This is a genomic window from Pantoea sp. sgz302252 (assembly GCF_047713085.1).
Lineage (GTDB): Bacteria > Pseudomonadota > Gammaproteobacteria > Enterobacterales > Enterobacteriaceae > Scandinavium.
This window is the reverse complement of the sequence record NZ_JBLFJW010000024.1, coordinates 64,593-81,593: the sequence shown is the minus strand read 5'-3', so window position 1 is coordinate 81,593 and position 17,001 is coordinate 64,593. Positions and strand designations below refer to the sequence as shown.

General features: G+C 54.4%; 15 protein-coding genes. 9 read left to right on the top strand and 6 right to left on the bottom strand.

The window, feature by feature from the left end; genetic code table 11:
• Positions 1 to 138 precede the first annotated feature (138 nt).
• The 4 genes from ACLW56_RS17580 (at position 139) to ACLW56_RS17565 (ending at position 4,278) form a co-directional block, all read left to right on the top strand.
• A complete protein-coding gene (locus ACLW56_RS17580; protein ID WP_330985029.1) occupies positions 139 to 2,043 on the top strand; it encodes an ABC transporter ATP-binding protein in 1,905 nt (634 codons plus the stop codon).
• Between the two features lie 97 nt (positions 2,044 to 2,140).
• Entirely contained in the window at positions 2,141 to 3,163 is a 1,023-nt protein-coding gene (locus ACLW56_RS17575; RefSeq protein ID WP_330985028.1) for a hydrolase, read from the top strand.
• The gene (locus tag ACLW56_RS17570) at positions 3,160 to 3,378 is read left to right on the top strand and encodes a YheU family protein (RefSeq protein ID WP_330985027.1); all 219 of its coding nucleotides are present in this window, start codon (positions 3,160 to 3,162) and stop codon (positions 3,376 to 3,378) included. Before ACLW56_RS17575 ends, ACLW56_RS17570 begins: the two co-directional genes overlap by 4 nt.
• A gap of 36 nt (positions 3,379 to 3,414) precedes the next feature.
• Positions 3,415 to 4,278, top strand: coding sequence for a phosphoribulokinase (locus tag ACLW56_RS17565; RefSeq protein WP_330985026.1), 864 nt, complete (start codon positions 3,415 to 3,417; stop codon positions 4,276 to 4,278).
• Between the two features lie 92 nt (positions 4,279 to 4,370).
• Here ACLW56_RS17565 and ACLW56_RS17560 read toward each other — a convergent pair whose 3' ends face one another.
• A complete protein-coding gene (locus tag ACLW56_RS17560; protein ID WP_330985025.1) occupies positions 4,371 to 4,775 on the bottom strand; it encodes an OsmC family protein in 405 nt (134 codons plus the stop codon).
• Between the two features lie 306 nt (positions 4,776 to 5,081).
• Here ACLW56_RS17560 and crp point away from each other — a divergent pair, with 306 nt between their 5' ends.
• A complete protein-coding gene (crp, locus tag ACLW56_RS17555) occupies positions 5,082 to 5,714 on the top strand; it encodes a cAMP-activated global transcriptional regulator CRP (protein WP_000242758.1) in 633 nt (210 codons plus the stop codon).
• Between the two features lie 53 nt (positions 5,715 to 5,767).
• Entirely contained in the window at positions 5,768 to 7,840 is a 2,073-nt protein-coding gene (locus ACLW56_RS17550; RefSeq protein ID WP_330985024.1) for a YccS/YhfK family putative transporter, read from the top strand.
• An 89-nt stretch (positions 7,841 to 7,929) separates the two neighbouring features.
• Here ACLW56_RS17550 and argD read toward each other — a convergent pair whose 3' ends face one another.
• The 4 genes from argD to ppiA form a co-directional block, all read right to left on the bottom strand.
• On the bottom strand, positions 7,930 to 9,147 hold the full coding sequence (gene argD / locus ACLW56_RS17545) for a bifunctional acetylornithine/succinyldiaminopimelate transaminase (RefSeq protein WP_330985023.1): 1,218 nt from the start codon (positions 9,145 to 9,147) through the stop codon (positions 7,930 to 7,932).
• Positions 9,148 to 9,226: 79 nt separating this feature from the next.
• The gene (gene pabA, locus ACLW56_RS17540) at positions 9,227 to 9,790 is read right to left on the bottom strand and encodes an aminodeoxychorismate synthase component 2 (RefSeq protein ID WP_330985022.1); all 564 of its coding nucleotides are present in this window, start codon (positions 9,788 to 9,790) and stop codon (positions 9,227 to 9,229) included.
• A gap of 31 nt (positions 9,791 to 9,821) precedes the next feature.
• A complete protein-coding gene (locus ACLW56_RS17535; RefSeq protein WP_330985021.1) occupies positions 9,822 to 10,421 on the bottom strand; it encodes a putative adenosine monophosphate-protein transferase Fic in 600 nt (199 codons plus the stop codon).
• A gap of 106 nt (positions 10,422 to 10,527) precedes the next feature.
• A complete protein-coding gene (gene ppiA / locus ACLW56_RS17530) occupies positions 10,528 to 11,100 on the bottom strand; it encodes a peptidylprolyl isomerase A (RefSeq protein WP_330985020.1) in 573 nt (190 codons plus the stop codon).
• Positions 11,101 to 11,379: 279 nt separating this feature from the next.
• On the opposite strand from ppiA, the gene tsgA reads away from it, so the two are divergent.
• On the top strand, positions 11,380 to 12,561 hold the full coding sequence (tsgA, locus tag ACLW56_RS17525; RefSeq protein ID WP_330985019.1) for an MFS transporter TsgA: 1,182 nt from the start codon (positions 11,380 to 11,382) through the stop codon (positions 12,559 to 12,561).
• Between the two features lie 7 nt (positions 12,562 to 12,568).
• Here the strand turns inward: tsgA and ACLW56_RS17520 are convergent, their stop codons facing one another.
• On the bottom strand, positions 12,569 to 13,885 hold the full coding sequence (locus tag ACLW56_RS17520; RefSeq protein ID WP_330985018.1) for a cytosine deaminase: 1,317 nt from the start codon (positions 13,883 to 13,885) through the stop codon (positions 12,569 to 12,571).
• A gap of 241 nt (positions 13,886 to 14,126) precedes the next feature.
• Here ACLW56_RS17520 and nirB point away from each other — a divergent pair, with 241 nt between their 5' ends.
• Both nirB and nirD read left to right on the top strand, forming a co-directional pair.
• Positions 14,127 to 16,670: a nitrite reductase large subunit NirB gene (nirB, locus tag ACLW56_RS17515; RefSeq protein ID WP_330985017.1), complete on the top strand. Its 2,544-nt coding sequence runs from the start codon at positions 14,127 to 14,129 to the stop codon at positions 16,668 to 16,670.
• Complete coding sequence (gene nirD, locus ACLW56_RS17510) at positions 16,667 to 16,993, top strand: nitrite reductase small subunit NirD (protein ID WP_330985016.1); 327 nt, start codon at positions 16,667 to 16,669, stop codon at positions 16,991 to 16,993. The genes nirB and nirD overlap by 4 nt, the downstream gene beginning before the upstream one ends.
• The last annotated feature ends 8 nt before the right edge of the window (positions 16,994 to 17,001 follow it).

Here is a 17,001-nt window from a genome sequence, read left to right as displayed (position 1 = left end):
CCTCATTTCATGCCTGCGCCTGAATACTTTTGTCTGGCGTTGTTGTTTTGGGCTACCATTGCCGCCCGGTGTCGCGATGCGTCACCACACTACATTATCATAATGACAATTTAACATAGTCAGAACATACGGCGCCTTATGATTGTTTTCTCCTCGCTACAAATTCGTCGCGGCGTGCGTGTCCTGTTGGACAACGCCACAGCCACTATTAACCCTGGGCAAAAAGTCGGTCTGGTGGGAAAGAACGGCTGCGGCAAATCCACGCTGCTGTCGCTATTAAAGAACGAGATTAGCGCCGATGGCGGGAGTTTCACTTATCCGGGCAACTGGCAACTGGCGTGGGTGAATCAGGAAACCCCTGCCCTGCCACAGCCTGCGCTCGACTATGTTATTGATGGCGACCGCGAATATCGCCAGCTTGAAGCAGAACTGAACGCCGCAAATGAGCGCAACGACGGTCATGCTATCGCGACAGTGCATGGCAAGCTTGATGCTATCGATGCGTGGACCATCCGTTCTCGCGCATCCAGCCTGCTGCACGGTCTGGGTTTCAGCAATGAGCAATTGGAGCGCCCTACCAGTGATTTCTCGGGTGGCTGGCGTATGCGCCTCAACCTTGCGCAGGCACTGATTTGCCGTTCCGACCTGCTGCTGCTCGATGAACCGACTAACCACCTCGATCTTGACGCCGTTATCTGGCTGGAGAAGTGGCTGAAGAGCTATCAGGGCACGCTGATCCTGATTTCCCATGACCGCGATTTCCTTGATCCGGTGGTGGGCAAAATTATTCATATCGAACAGCAGTCGATGTTCGAGTACACCGGCAATTACTCTTCTTTTGAGATCCAGCGCGCGACGCGCCTGTCTCAGCAGCAGTCGATGTATGAAAGCCAGCAGCAGAAAGTGGCACATTTGCAGAGCTTTATTGACCGCTTTAAAGCGAAAGCGTCGAAAGCCAAACAGGCCCAGAGCCGCGTGAAAATGCTGGAACGTATGGAGCTGATTGCTCCGGCGCATGTCGATAACCCGTTCCACTTTAGCTTCCGCGAGCCAGAGAGCCTGCCCAATCCGCTGCTGAAGATGGAAAAGGTCAGTGCCGGTTACGGCGACCGCACCATTCTCGACTCCATCAAACTCAACCTGGTCCCGGGTTCGCGTATTGGTTTACTCGGTCGAAACGGTGCGGGTAAATCCACGCTGATCAAACTGTTGGCTGGTGAACTGGCCCCGCAAAGCGGTGAAATCGGTCTGGCGAAAGGCATCAAGCTCGGTTACTTCGCCCAGCATCAGCTCGAATTTTTACGCGCCGATGAGTCACCGCTTCAACATCTGGTCAGGCTGGCGCCGCAAGTGCTGGAACAGCAACTGCGCGATTACCTCGGTGGTTTTGGTTTCCAGGGCGATAAAGTGAGCGAAGAGACTCGCCGTTTCTCTGGAGGCGAGAAAGCCCGTCTGGTGCTGGCGTTAATCGTCTGGCAGCGCCCTAACCTGCTGCTGCTCGATGAACCGACCAACCACCTGGATCTCGACATGCGTCAGGCCCTGACCGAAGCACTGATTGAGTTTGAAGGCGCGCTGGTCGTGGTGTCGCACGACCGCCACCTGCTGCGTTCGACTACCGATGACCTCTATCTGGTGCATGATGCGAAAGTGGAACCTTTCGATGGCGATCTGGAAGATTATCAGCAGTGGCTGACTGACATTCAGAAGCAGGAAAGCCAGCCTGACGAAGCCCCAAAAGACAACGCCAACAGCGCCCAGGCGCGAAAAGATCAGAAACGTCGCGAAGCAGAGTTACGCACGCTGACCCAGCCGCTGCGCAAAGAGATAGCCCGTCTGGAAAAAGAGATGGAAAAACTCAATGCAAAACTCGCCGCCGCTGAAGAAAAACTGAGTGACAGCGAACTGTATGATCAGGCTCGTAAAGCAGAACTGACGGAGTGCCTGCAACAGCAGGCCAGCGCAAAATCCGGGCTGGAAGAGTGCGAAATGGCCTGGCTGGACGCCCATGAACAACTGGAAAAAATGCTCCAGGAAGACTAAATAAGTTCAACAAAAGCCTACCGCGCCTCGATTTCATAAGCATGAAACTGAGGTGGCGGTATAGTAGACAGGATTTTCATCACAACAGCGTAACAGTATGGCCCAGATCACCCCTGTAGAATTTGAAGTCCCACCCGAAGAGAACGACACTTTTGTGCCGATGAAAGGCGTACGCAACTGCCACCTGCAGACCATGCTGCCGCGCCTGATCCGCCGCAAAGTGCTGTTCACGCCGCACTGGCAGCGCCTGGAACTTCCGGATGGTGATTTTGTCGATCTGGCCTGGAGTGAAAATCCGAATCAGGCGCGTCACAAACCGCGTCTGGTCGTGTTTCACGGCCTTGAAGGCAGCCTTTACAGCCCTTATGCTCATGGCCTGATCCATGCGGCACAACAGCACGGCTGGCTTGGTGTGGTGATGCATTTTCGCGGTTGCAGCGGCGAACCGAACCGTAACGATCGTATTTACCATTCCGGTGAGACCGAAGATGGCACCTGGTTCCTCTCCTGGCTGAAGCGTGAATTTGGCGAAGTGCCTACGGCGGCGGTCGGCTACTCGCTGGGCGGCAACATGCTCGGCTGCCTGCTGGCCAAAGAAGGCGACGCGACGCCGCTTGATGCCGCAGTGATCGTTTCCGCGCCGTTTATGCTCGAAGCTTGCAGCTACCACATGGACAAAGGCTTTTCCCGTGTTTATCAGCGCTACCTGCTGAATCTGCTGAAGGCCAATGCCTCACGCAAGCTGAAGGCTTATCCTGGCACGCTGCCGGTCGATCTTAAGCGTTTGAAAAGCGTTCGCCGTATCCGCGAGTTTGACGATTTGATTACGTCGAAAATTCACGGGTTCGCCGATGCCATCGACTATTACCGCCAGTGCAGCGCCATGCCTGTACTGAGCCAGATAACCAAACCGACGCTGATTATTCACGCCAAAGACGATCCCTTTATGGATCACCACTCCATTCCCGCGCAGGAAGAGCTGCCGAAAAATATCCAGTATCAGCTCACCGAATACGGCGGGCATGTTGGCTTTGTCGGCGGCACGCTGCGTCATCCCGAAATGTGGCTGGAAAAACGCATTCCAGACTGGCTAACCCGTTTTCTTGGAGCTATCGCATGATCATTCCCTGGCAGGATCTGGCTCCCGAAACGCTGGAAAACCTGATAGAAAGCTTTGTGTTGCGCGAAGGCACCGATTATGGTGAACATGAACGTTCGCTCGAAGATAAAGTCGCCGACGTCAAACAGCAATTGCAAAGCGGGGAAGTCGTTTTGGTGTGGTCCGAACTGCACGAGACCGTCAACCTGATGACCCGCACTCAATTTCGCGGCTGACTCTACTCATTACCACTGCTTACCCAGGGAGTCGTTATGTCTGCCAAATACCCGGTGATTGCCGTGACCGGCTCCAGCGGCGCGGGGACCACCACCACCAGCCTCGCCTTTCGTAAGATCTTTGCTCAGCTCAATTTAAACGCCGCCGAAGTCGAAGGGGACAGCTTTCATCGCTACACCCGCCCTGAAATGGACATGGCAATCCGTAAAGCACGCGACATGGGCCGCCATATCAGTTATTTCGGCCCGGATGCCAACGACTTCGGTTTGCTTGAACAGACGTTTATCACCTATGGCCAAAGTGGCAGCGGGCAGTCGCGCAAATATCTGCATACCTATGATGAAGCCGTGCCGTGGAATCAGGTGCCAGGCACTTTCACGCCCTGGCAACCGCTGCCGGAACCCACCGACGTGCTGTTCTACGAAGGGTTACACGGGGGCGTAGTGACGCCTCAGCATGATGTGGCAAAGCATGTTGATTTGCTGGTTGGCGTAGTCCCGATTGTGAACCTGGAATGGATTCAGAAGCTTACGCGTGACACCAGTGAGCGTGGGCATTCTCGTGAAGCGGTGATGGATTCCGTGGTTCGTTCCATGGAGGATTACATCAACTTCATCACGCCGCAGTTCTCACGCACGCATATCAACTTCCAGCGCGTGCCCACGGTAGACACCTCTAACCCGTTTGCCGCTAAAGGCATTCCGTCGCTGGATGAAAGCTTTGTGGTTATCCATTTCCAGAATCTGGGCGACATCGATTTCCCCTGGCTGCTGGCGATGCTGCAAGGTTCGTTCATTTCACACATGAACACGCTGGTTGTGCCGGGAGGGAAAATGGGGCTGGCGATGGAGTTGATCATGACACCGCTGGTTGAGCGGTTAATGGATAGCAGAAGGTAAACTGCAAAACCTTCTCTTGCGAGAAGGTTTTTAGTGTTTGCTCCCTCGCCCCGTGGGAGAGGGTTGGGGAGAGGGCATCAGGCCGCACACATTTAAGCCTCAACCACCTCAAACGAATGGGTGATCTTCGCGGCTTTCTCAAGCATCAGCGCCACAGAGCAGTACTTTTCTGCTGACAAATCCACCGCGCGAGAGACCGCCGCTTCTTTCAGATCTTTGCCCGTCACGATGAAGTGCAGATTAATGTGCGTAAACATACGTGGCGCTTCTTCACGACGCTCGGAGGTGAGCTTCACTTCGCAGTCTTTCACGTCATGACGCCCTTTCTGCAAAATCGACACCACGTCGATAGCGCTGCAACCCCCAGCCGCCATCAGCACCATTTCCATCGGGCTCGGTGCTTTGTCTCCAGAGTTACCGTCCATCAAAATTTGGTGGCCAGAAGCAGACTCGCCCAGGAAGGTTAAACCCTCAACCCATTTCACACGTGCTTGCATAATTTTTAACTCCGAAGTTGCCATTTTCCTCTCAGATTACGCGCACATAACAAAACTCGCAACGGAAGGAGATGTGCGTCATGCTGAAGCGAGACACCAGGAGACACGCAGCAAAAGCTATGCTAAAACAGTCGGGATGCTACAGTCATGCAGTGAAGTGCTGTGTGCACGCAGAGGACACCACATTACAGGCTGCTGCATAATTCGACAGCCGACTTCCCAGGCACAGGGAAGGATACGATTGCAAAGCCAGCGGCAGTATCGTGTCTGCCACTGGAGACAGCTTATAACAGAGGATAACCGCGCATGGTGCTTGGCAAACCGCAAACAGACCCTACCCTTGAATGGTTCTTGTCTCATTGCCACATTCATAAGTACCCATCGAAGAGCACGCTGATTCACCAGGGTGAAAAAGCAGAAACGCTTTACTACATCGTGAAAGGCTCAGTTGCTGTACTGATCAAGGACGAAGAGGGGAAAGAGATGATCCTCTCTTACCTCAACCAGGGCGATTTCATTGGTGAGCTTGGTCTCTTCGAAGAAGGTCAGGAGCGTAGTGCCTGGGTTCGGGCAAAAACCGCTTGTGAAGTGGCCGAAATTTCCTACAAAAAATTCCGTCAGCTTATCCAGGTTAATCCAGATATTCTGATGCGCCTTTCCTCGCAGATGGCTCGTCGTCTGCAGGTCACTTCTGAGAAAGTGGGCAACCTTGCATTCCTCGACGTGACCGGCCGTATCGCGCAGACGCTGCTGAACCTGGCGAAACAACCTGACGCCATGACTCACCCGGACGGTATGCAAATTAAAATTACCCGTCAGGAAATCGGGCAGATCGTGGGTTGTTCCCGTGAAACCGTTGGCCGTATTCTGAAAATGCTGGAAGATCAGAACCTGATCTCCGCCCACGGTAAGACCATCGTCGTTTACGGCACCCGCTAAGCTCGTTAAATGGCGTATTGTTCGCGCAATACGCCATTTTTGTCTCTACCGCTATGTGGCGCAGGCTAATTTATCACCCGGAAATTAACTATGCACTGCGGCAAACCCTGGTGCTCTGTACCCCCGTGGCTATCGGTCTGGTGTTGGGGTATCTCAAATACGGATTGCTGTTTTCGTTAGTTCCCGCCTGCTGCAACATTGCCGGTCTCGATACGCCACACAAACGCTTTTTCAAACGCCTGATTATCGGCGGTTCGCTGTTTGCAGGCTGCAGCCTCGCGGTTCAGTTACTGCTGGAGCAGAGCCTCCCCTTACCGCTGATCCTGACCGTTCTCGCCATGACGCTTGGCGTGACGGCCGAGATAAGTTCTCTGCATGCGCGTTTGCTTCCCGCGTCTCTCATCGCCGCGATTTTTACCCTGAGCCTTGCGGGCAACATGCCAGTCTGGGAGCCGTTGCTGATTTATGCCCTCGGCACGCTTTGGTATGGCCTGTTTAACTGGTTCTGGTTCTGGATGTGGCGTGAACAGCCGCTGCGGGAGTCGCTGAGCCTGCTGTATCGCCAACTGGCGGATTACTGCGAAGCCAAGTACAGCCTGTTGACCCAGCACACCGATCCAGAAAAAGCTTTGCCACCCCTGCTGGCGCGTCAGCAAAAAGCCGTCGACCTGATAACCCAGTGCTACCAGCAGCTGCACATGCTGGCGGCCAATAAGAACCATGATTACAAACGCCTGCTGCGCTCCTTCCAGATGGGCCTTGATTTGCAGGAGCACATCTCCGTCAGCCTGCACCAGCCGGCAGAAGTCCAAAAGCTGGTCGAGCGCAGCCATGCGGAAGCGGTGATCCGCTGGAATGCTCAAACCATCGCCACGCGCCTGCGCGTGATGGCCGATGATATTCTTTACCACCGTTTTCCCCAGCGTTTCTCGATGGACAAGCAGATTGGCGCGCTGGAGAAAATCGCCCGTCAGCAGCCGGATAACCCGGTCGGCCAATTCTGCGTCTGGCATTTCAGCCGCATAGCACGCGTGCTGCGCCTGCAACGCCCGCTCTATCCGCGCGATTTAATGGCCGATAACGAACGCCGTTTGCCGGTATTCGCGGCGCTAAAAAGCTATCTTTCGCTGAAATCGCCCGCCCTGCGCAGTGCCGCGCGGATAAGCGTGATGCTCAGTATTGCCAGCCTGATGGGCACGGCGCTGCATCTGCCCAAACCTTACTGGATCCTGATGACCGTGCTGCTGGTCACCCAAAACGGCTATGGCGCAACGCGGGTGAGGATTTTTCACCGGGCGGCAGGCACGTTGGCTGGGTTGGTCATCGCAGGCATCACCCTGCACTTTCATGCCCCGGAGGGCTATGCGCTGGCGGCGATGCTGGTGATAACCCTCGTGAGCTACCTGATGATCCGCAAAAGCTACGGCTGGGCGACGGTGGGCTTTACGGTGACGGCGGTGTACACCATTCAGTTGCTAACGCTCAACGGCGATCAGTTTATCGTGGCACGCCTCGCCGATACCCTGATTGGCTGTCTGATTGCCTTCGGCGGCATGGTCTGGCTGTGGCCGCAGTGGCAAAGCGGCCTGCTGCGCAAAAATGCCCAGCAAGCGCTGGAGGCCGATCAGGATGCCTTACGTCTTATTCTGAGTAATGACCCGCAAGCGCCAACCCTCGCCTATCAGCGCATGCGTGTGAATCAGGCTCATAACGCACTGTTCAACTCGCTTAATCAGGCGATGCAGGAACCCGGCTTCAACTCGCGCTATCTTGCCGACATGAAACTGTGGGTGACTCACAGCCAGTTTATTGTCGAGCATATTAACGCCATGACCACGCTTGCCCGCGAGCACAACATGCTGACGGAGTCGCTGGCCCAACGGTATCTGGAATCTTGTGAGATTGCGCTGCAACGGTGTCAGCAGCGTCTGGAGTATGACGAAGCAGGTGGAAGTGGAGACGCCAATATTATGGAGTCACTGGATACGCTGTCCCACGGCCCGTTAAGCACCATGGAACAGCATTTACAGCGGATACTTGGCCATTTGAATACCATGCACACCATTTCTTCGGTGGCCTGGCGTCAACGTCCACATCACGGGATTTGGTTGAAACGGCGGACGTAGAAACTCTGCCTGGCGGCGCTTCGCTTGCACAGGCCTACAGACGGGCACATCTCGTAGGCCCGGCAAACGCAGTGCCGCCGGGCGAAACGTCAGCCAACAATCTTTCTGACCGCTGCAGCAAAACGCTTCATCCCTTCATCGATATCAGCGCTCTCAACCACCAGCGACGGCGCGAAACGCATCACATCAGTCCCGGCATTCAGCACCATGACACCTTCATGGGCTGCTGCATGCAGGAAATCACGCGCACGCCCTTTGAACTGAGGCTTAAGCTCGGCACCAATCAGCAAGCCCATACCGCGAATATCGCTGAATACATCCAGTTCAGCGTCAATCTTCTGCAAGTGCTTCACGAACTGCTCACGCTTCGCCTTCACCCCTTCCAGCACTTCCGGGGTGTTGATAATGTCGAAAGCTGTGCCCGCTACCGCACAGGCCAATGGGTTGCCGCCGTAAGTTGACCCGTGTGATCCCACGTGGAAAGCGCTGGCAATCTCTTCCGTGGTCAGCATAGCGCTGACAGGAAAACCGCCGCCCAGGGCTTTAGCGCTGGTCAAAATATCCGGCGTCACGCCGTAGTGCATATACGCGAATAGCGAACCGGTACGCCCCATGCCACACTGCACTTCGTCGAACACCAGCAACGCCTTGTGCTCGTCGCACAGTTCACGCAAGCCTTGCAGAAATTCAGGCGTCGCCGCTGTCACACCACCTTCACCCTGAATAGGTTCAACAACCACGGCGCAAGTATGATCGTCCATTACCGCTTTCACTGCATGCAAGTCATTGAACGGAACATGAATGATATCCGCAGGTTTTGGCCCAAAGCCGTCAGAGTACTTCGGCTGCCCGCCAACCGACACGGTAAACAGGGAGCGGCCATGGAAGGCGTTATGGAAAGCGATGATTTTGGTTTTGAACGGGCTGTGGCGCACGCAGGCATAGTGACGAGCGAGTTTAAAAGCGGTTTCGTTCGCTTCAGTGCCGGAGTTCATAAACGCCACACGCTCAGCAAATGTCGATGCCACCAGCTTACGCCCCAGACGCAGCGCAGGTTCGTTGGTGAAAACGTTGCTGGTGTGCCACAACGTTTCGCCCTGGCTTTTCAGGGTTTCGACGAGTCTGGGGTGACAGTGGCCCAGCGCAGTAACGGCAATCCCACCGGCAAAATCGACATACTCTTTGCCCTGTTGATCCCAGATACGGCTCCCTTTCCCTTTCACCGGGATAAACTCCGCCGGGGCGTAAATGGGCAGGATCACTTCGTCAAAAGTTGCTCGGGTAATTGCCGTTTGTTCACTCGCCATGTCAAAACCTCTTACGCAGCATGATTATGAAAATATAATCACGAAATATGCATAAAAAATCACATCATGGCAAGCGCATTTACCGCTTAAGGAAGTTATCCAGCAGCTGATGCCCTTGCTCGCTAAGAATGCTTTCAGGGTGGAATTGCACGCCTTCGAGATCCCATTCGTGGTGGCGAATGCCCATGATCTCGCCGGTTTCACTGCTTGCGGTTATCTCAAAACAGGCAGGAAGTGTCGGCGGGTCAATCACCAGAGAATGGTAACGAGTCACCGTGAGGGGATTATTCAACCCGCTGAAGACACCGGTGCCGTTATGCGTTATCGGGGAGGTTTTGCCGTGCATCACTTTGGCAGCCCGAACAATGGTCGCGCCGAAAACCTGGCCTATCGCCTGATGGCCGAGGCAAACACCCAGAATAGGCAGTTTGCCAGCGTAATGGCGGATCACGTCGAGCGAAATCCCGGATTCATCTGGCGTACAAGGGCCAGGCGAAATGACGATTTTTGCGGGTGCCAGTTGCGCTATCTCATCGAGACTGATCTCATCATTGCGCCTGACAACCACCTCGGCTCCCAGCTCGCAAAAATACTGGTAGAGGTTCCAGGTAAACGAATCATAGTTATCGATAAGCAGGATCATGGCGGCTCCGGTGACAGCAAACCGCGCTATTCTACTCAGTTTCCTGCGCTTCGCTTACCACTTTAGTGAACAGGTCAGTCAACGGCTGCAAATCACCCAACGCCCCGTTCTGATTTGCCTGGCTCCAGCTTTCCGGGTCAACGACTCCCCAGTCCAGCACATATCCGGCGTGAATAGCCAATTGTTCGAAGAACACTCGCTGTGCACGGCCGCTGCCGACAAAGAACGGGTGCAGCACATTAATCTCACAGTAGTAGTGTGCCAGCCGCTGAATAAATGCCTCTTTCGGCAGCCCAACGAGGTAGTGTTCGTCTTCCAGCTCCTGCATCAGATCGTTGCCTTCATTTTCGATGTACTCGAAATGGCAGAAACGGGTCTCACCACGGGAGATATCGACTTCGCGCAATTCCCCTGCCCAATCCCAGGCATCCTGGAAAATCTGCTGATGAATGGCACACAGCCACGGCAAACCGCGATGCAGTGGGCCGAGTTCGAGGGTGTCCACACGCTGGGCGAAAAGCGCATCCTGTGCGTGAGGCTCAGGCACATCCAGCCGCCCGCTGGCCGCAAACGAGTGACCACGCCGCTTTTCCCACAGGCGAATTTTTTGCTTATCGGTGAGCTTTTTCATCTGGACCTCCCTGACGGTTCCCCTTGTGCCACAAGTATAAGCAGCAATTTCGGGTTACGCAGAAAGGTCAGAAGGACGCGGGCAGGTTAGCCCGCGAGAGAAGAGATTACGGCAGGACTTTCGCAGACAGGATAACTACCGGTTTTGTTGGCACATTCTGATATGGCCCCACGTCATGAGAAGCCACCTGAGAAATCTTATCGGCCACGTCCATGCCTTTCACAACTTTACCAAAGACCGCATAGCCAAAATCACGCTGGCCGTGGTCAAGGAACGCGTTGTCTGCCACGTTGATAAAGAACTGGCTGGTTGCGCTGTCTTTATCCGCTGTACGCGCCATCGAAATGGTACCGCGAGTATTACGCAGACCGTTGTCAGCTTCGTTTTTGATCGGTGGATTTGGCTGCTTCTGCTGCATCTGCTCGGTGAAGCCGCCGCCCTGAATCATAAAGCCCGGGATCACGCGGTGGAAGGTGGTGTTGTTATAGAACCCACTGTTCACATAGTTCACAAAGTTTTCGACAGAAACAGGCGCTTTTTGGCTATTCAGTTCCAGCTCAATATTACCGGCAGACGTTGTCAGTAAAACGTGCGGATCTGCTTTTGCCGCCAGAACTGCAGGGGAAATCGTAGAGAGTGCAAAAACAGCCGTCACGGCAGCCAGGGTAGATTTGAGCATGTGAATTCCTTAAACGGAAACGGTATAGAATGCGAATCGCTTGATTCTAAAAGGCGTTCGGCTGACAAACCAGCCTTTTACTTAAGTTTACTTATCAGAAACAGATGTAACGTAGTCGATTTTATTTGGCTCCTCACAAAAATGTGACGCAAATCCCATCAACTTAAGATTAATTTCATCATTTTCAGAATAAACATTTGCCTCAGTCACGCTAACGCATAAAATCTGCCCACCCCACGCATTGTCAATGCGTTTTACAGTTCTATTCACAGGCCAGTCATGACTAACAGCAATCGTATCAAGCTCACATGGATCAGCTTCTTCTCCTACGCCCTGACCGGGGCGCTGGTGATTGTCACCGGGATGGTGATGGGCAATATCGCCGACTATTTCCACCTGCCGGTGTCCAGCATGAGCAACACCTTCACGTTCCTCAATGCCGGTATTTTGATCTCTATTTTCCTGAACGCCTGGTTGATGGAAATTGTTCCGCTGAAAACGCAGCTGCGTTTTGGCTTCGTCCTGATGCTGGCGGCGATCGCTGGCCTGATGGTGAGCCACAGCCTGGCGCTGTTCTCCGCCTCGATGTTCGTTCTCGGGCTGGTGAGTGGGATAACGATGTCGATCGGTACCTTCCTCATTACCCATATGTACGAAGGCCGTCAGCGTGGTGCTCGTCTGCTGTTTACCGATTCCTTCTTCAGTATGGCTGGGATGATTTTCCCGATGGTGGCCGCGTATCTGCTGGCTCGCACTATTGAGTGGTACTGGGTTTACGCCTGCATTGGCCTGGTATATGTCGCGATTTTCATCCTGACTTTTGGCTGCGATTTCCCGGTACTGGGCAAGAAAGCTGAAGCCAACGCACAGCCCGTGGCAAAAGAAAAATGGGGAATCGGCGTGCTGTTCCTCGCCGTGGCGGCCCTGTGCTACATCCTCGGTCAGCTGGGCTTTATTGCCTGGGTGCCAGAGTACGCGAAAGGCCTGGGCATGAGCCTGAGCGATGCAGGTGAGCTGGTGAGCAAGTTCTGGATGTCTTACATGCTGGGCATGTGGGCGTTTAGCTTTATCCTGCGCTTCTTCGACCTGCAACGCATTCTGACCGTGCTGGCAGGTGCCGCCGCCGTGCTGATGTATTTGTTCATCAACGGCTCGCCGGAACATATGCCATGGTTCATTCTGTGCCTGGGCTTCTTCTCCAGCGCGATTTATACCTCAATCATCACCCTGGGTTCCCTGCAGACCAAAGTTGCCTCGCCAAAACTGGTGAACTTCATTCTGACCTGCGGCACCATCGGCACCATGCTGACGTTTGTTGTCACCGGCCCGATTGTGGCCCACAGCGGCCCGCTGGCTGCGCTGCACACCGCAAACGGACTGTATGCCGTGGTGTTCGTGATGTGCTTTATCCTTGGCTTTGTGACTCGCCACCGCCAGCATAATGCGGTAGCAGGCCACTAAGCCTCTGTTAAGCCCCTTTGCGTTCGCCGAAGGGGCTATTTTTGGTAAAGAACACCTCTTCCCCGCCACTATCCATTTGCACCCAGGTTTGCGCCAGCTGCGTAGACGCAATCACTCGCCCCTGACGAATTGACCAGCGAACCGGCACCTGACAGCGCACGGCTTCAAAGCCATTTTCGGCTGGCAGAATAACCAGGTTAGCGCTGTTGCCCACTTCGATGCCATAATCCTGCAAACCGAACGTTCTGGCACTGTTGTGCGTTATCAGGTTCAGGCCCTCGTTAATCTGCTGATAACCCATTATCTGGCAGACATGCAGCCCCATATGCAGCACCTGCAGCATATTGCCGGTTCCAAGCGGATACCACGGGTCAAACACATCATCATGACCGAAACAAACGTTAATGCCCGCGCCCAGAAGCTCTTTCACGCGAGTGATACCGCGCCGTTTAGGGTAATCATCGAAACGGCCTTGCAGGTGGATGTTGACCAGCGGGTTGGCGACAAAGTTAATGCCCGACATTTTCAGCAGACGGAACAGGCGTGAGGTATAAGCCCCGTTGTAGGAATGCATCGCGGTGGTGTGACTGGCCGTGACGCGAGCGCCAATGCCTTCTTTCAGCGCCAGTGCAGCGACCGTTTCGACAAAGCGCGACTGCTCATCGTCAATTTCATCACAGTGAATATCCAACGGACGGTCGTATTTCCTGGCCAGAGCAAAAGCGATATGCAGCGATTCCACGCCATACTCGCGCGTGAATTCAAAATGCGGAATGGCCCCCACCACATCGGCCCCTAACTCCAGCGCTTTTTCCAGCAACGCTGCGCCGTCGGGATAGGAAAGAATGCCTTCCTGTGGAAACGCCACAATTTGCAGATCCACCCACGGCGCGACTTCCTTTTTCACCTCCAGCATGGCTTTCAGTGCCGTGAGCGTCGGGTCCGACACATCAACGTGAGTACGAACAAACTGGATGCCGTTGGCAATCTGCCATTTCAGGGTTTTCCACGCTCGCGCTTTCACATCTTCATGGGTGAGCAGCGCTTTGCGTTCCGCCCAACGTTCAATGCCTTCAAACAGCGTGCCCGACTGATTCCAGTTTGGCTCACCTGCCGTCTGGGTGGTATCCAGGTGAATATGAGGTTCAATAAAAGGTGGAATGGCCAACCCGCCGCGAGCATTGAGTACCTCTAAGCTCTCATGGCGAGTTTCTCCCATAGGAGTAATCGACTGGAACCGACCGTCTTCAATACCGAGCTGCCACAGACCTTCACGCCCAGGCAAACGAGCGTTTTCAATCAACCACAACGGTGTGCTTCCCATCCTCATCTCCCCCAGGAGTGGCGCACGACGCGCCCTAATACATTTTTAGGTTAAAACCCGCACTTTTTGTACATTATTTCAGCACCACAGAAAAGTCTGGTATTTCCGTCACTTATAAAAATCCTGACAAATCAACTGCATACTACTTAGGTGGTAGCTAAAGGCGGAATTGATTCACATCAATAAGTCACCTTGCTGAATCGTTAAGGTAGGCGGTAATAGAAAAGAAATCGAGGCAAAAATGAGCAAAGTCAGACTCGCAATTATCGGTAACGGCATGGTCGGCCACCGCTTTATTGAGGATTTACTCGATAAAGCGCCAGCAGACCAGTTCGAGATTACCGTCTTCTGTGAAGAACCCCGTATCGCCTACGACCGCGTGCATCTCTCATCATACTTCTCTCACCATACTGCGGAAGAACTTTCGCTGGTACGAGAAGGCTTTTATGAGAAACACGGCGTTAAGGTGCTGATTGGTGAGCGTGCCATCACCATTAACCGTCAGGAAAAGGTGATTCACTCAAGCGCGGGTCGCTCTGTCTTTTATGACAAACTGATCATGGCGACCGGTTCTTATCCGTGGATCCCGCCGATCAAAGGTTCTGATACTCAGGACTGCTTCGTCTACCGTACTATCGAAGATCTTAACGCCATTGAAGCCTGTGCTCGTCGCAGCAAACGTGGGGCAGTGGTCGGCGGCGGCCTGCTCGGCCTTGAAGCCGCAGGCGCACTGAAAAATTTAGGCGTTGAAACCCACGTCATCGAATTTGCCCCGATGCTGATGGCCGAACAGCTTGACGCGATGGGCGGCGACCAGCTGAAGCGCAAAATCGAAAGCATGGGCGTACGCGTCCACACCAGCAAGAACACCAAAGAGATCGTTCAGGAAGGGACTGAAGGGCGCAAAACCATGCGCTTTGCCGACGGCAGCGAGCTCGAAATCGACTTTATCGTCTTCTCAACCGGCATCCGCCCGCGTGACAAACTCGCCACCCAATGCGGTCTGGCAACCGGTCAGCGCGGCGGGATCATGGTCAATGACACCTGTCAGACCTCCGACCCGGATATCTACGCGATCGGCGAATGTGCCAGCTGGAACAACCGCGTTTACGGCCTGGTCGCGCCGGGTTACAAAATGGCGCAGGTGGCCGTCGATCACATCCTCGGCAACCAAAACACATTTGAAGGCGCAGACCTCAGCGCCAAGCTGAAGCTGCTGGGCGTTGACGTCGGCGGCATCGGCGATGCGCATGGCCGCACACCCGGCGCACGCAGCTACGTTTACCTCGACGAAAGCAAAGAAGTCTACAAACGTCTGATTGTCAGCCCGGATAACAAAACACTGCTCGGTGCGGTGCTGGTCGGCGACACCAGCGATTTCGGCAACCTGCTGCAGCTGGTTCTGAACGCTATCGAACTGCCGGAAAACCCGGACGCACTGATTCTGCCGGCTCACGCAGCAAGCGGTAAACCGGCCATCGGCGTGGATAAATTGCCAGACAGCGCGCAGATTTGCTCCTGCTTCGACGTCACCAAAGGCGATTTGGTCAGCGCCATCAATAAAGGCTGCCACACCGTTGCGGCGCTGAAAGCCGAAACCAAAGCGGGCACCGGCTGCGGCGGTTGTATCCCGCTGGTGACGCAGGTTCTGAATGCAGAACTGGCGAAACAGGGCATTGAAGTGAACAACAATCTCTGTGAACACTTCGCCTTCTCTCGTCAGGAGCTCTACCACCTGATTCGTGTGGAAGGGATCAAAACCTTCGACGAACTGCTGACAAAATACGGCAAAGGCTACGGCTGTGAAGTGTGTAAGCCGACGGTCGGTTCCCTGCTGGCGTCTTGCTGGAATGAATATGTGCTCAAACCACAGCACACGCCGTTGCAGGACACTAACGACAACTTCCTCGCCAATATCCAGAAAGATGGCACCTACTCGGTGATCCCTCGTTCTGCAGGCGGTGAAATCACGCCAGACGGCCTGATGGCTGTGGGGCGTATCGCGCAGGAATTCAATCTTTACACCAAAATCACCGGTTCTCAGCGTATTGGCCTGTTTGGCGCGCAGAAAGACGACCTGCCGGAAATCTGGCGTCAACTGATCGACGCTGGTTTTGAAACCGGTCATGCCTATGCCAAAGCGCTGCGTATGGCAAAAACCTGCGTGGGCAGCACCTGGTGCCGCTACGGCGTTGGCGATAGCGTGGGCTTCGGCGTTGAGCTGGAAAACCGCTACAAAGGCATTCGTACACCGCACAAAATGAAATTTGGCGTCTCTGGCTGTACCCGCGAATGTGCGGAAGCTCAGGGCAAAGACGTGGGCATCATCGCCACAGAAAAAGGCTGGAACCTGTACGTCTGCGGTAACGGCGGCATGAAACCACGTCACGCCGATTTGCTGGCCGCAGACCTCGACCGCGACACACTGATCAAATACCTCGATCGCTTCATGATGTTCTACATCCGTACCGCGGACAAACTGACCCGTACCGCGCCGTGGCTGGATAACATGGAAGGCGGCATCGAGTATCTGAAAGCCGTCATCATCGACGATAAGCTTGGCCTCAATGACCATCTGGAAGAAGAGCTGGCTCGTCTGCGTGCCGCCTTTGCCTGTGAATGGACCGAGACGGTCAACAACCCGGCTGCACAAAGCCGCTTCCAGCACTTTGTGAACAGCAAGCAGCGCGATCCAAACGTGCAGGTTGTGCCTGAGCGCGAACAGCATCGTCCGGCCACCCCGTACGAACGTATCCCGGTCACTCTGGTGGAGGAAAACGCATGAGCCAGTGGGTAAATATCTGCAACATCGACGAGATCCTGCCTCAGACCGGCGTCTGCGCTCTGCTCGGCCACCAGCAGGTCGCTATTTTCCGCCCGTATCATGACGAGCAGGTGTTCGCTATCAGCAACATTGACCCGTTCTTCCGCGCCAGCGTCCTCTCTCGTGGACTGATTGCAGAGCACAACGGTGAACTGTGGGTTGCCAGTCCGCTGAAAAAGCAGCGCTTCCGCCTCAGCGACGGGCTGTGCATGGAAGATGAAAGCCATTCGATTGCACATTTTGACGTGCGCGTTAAAGACGGTCAGGTACAATTAAAGGCCTGATGACCCTT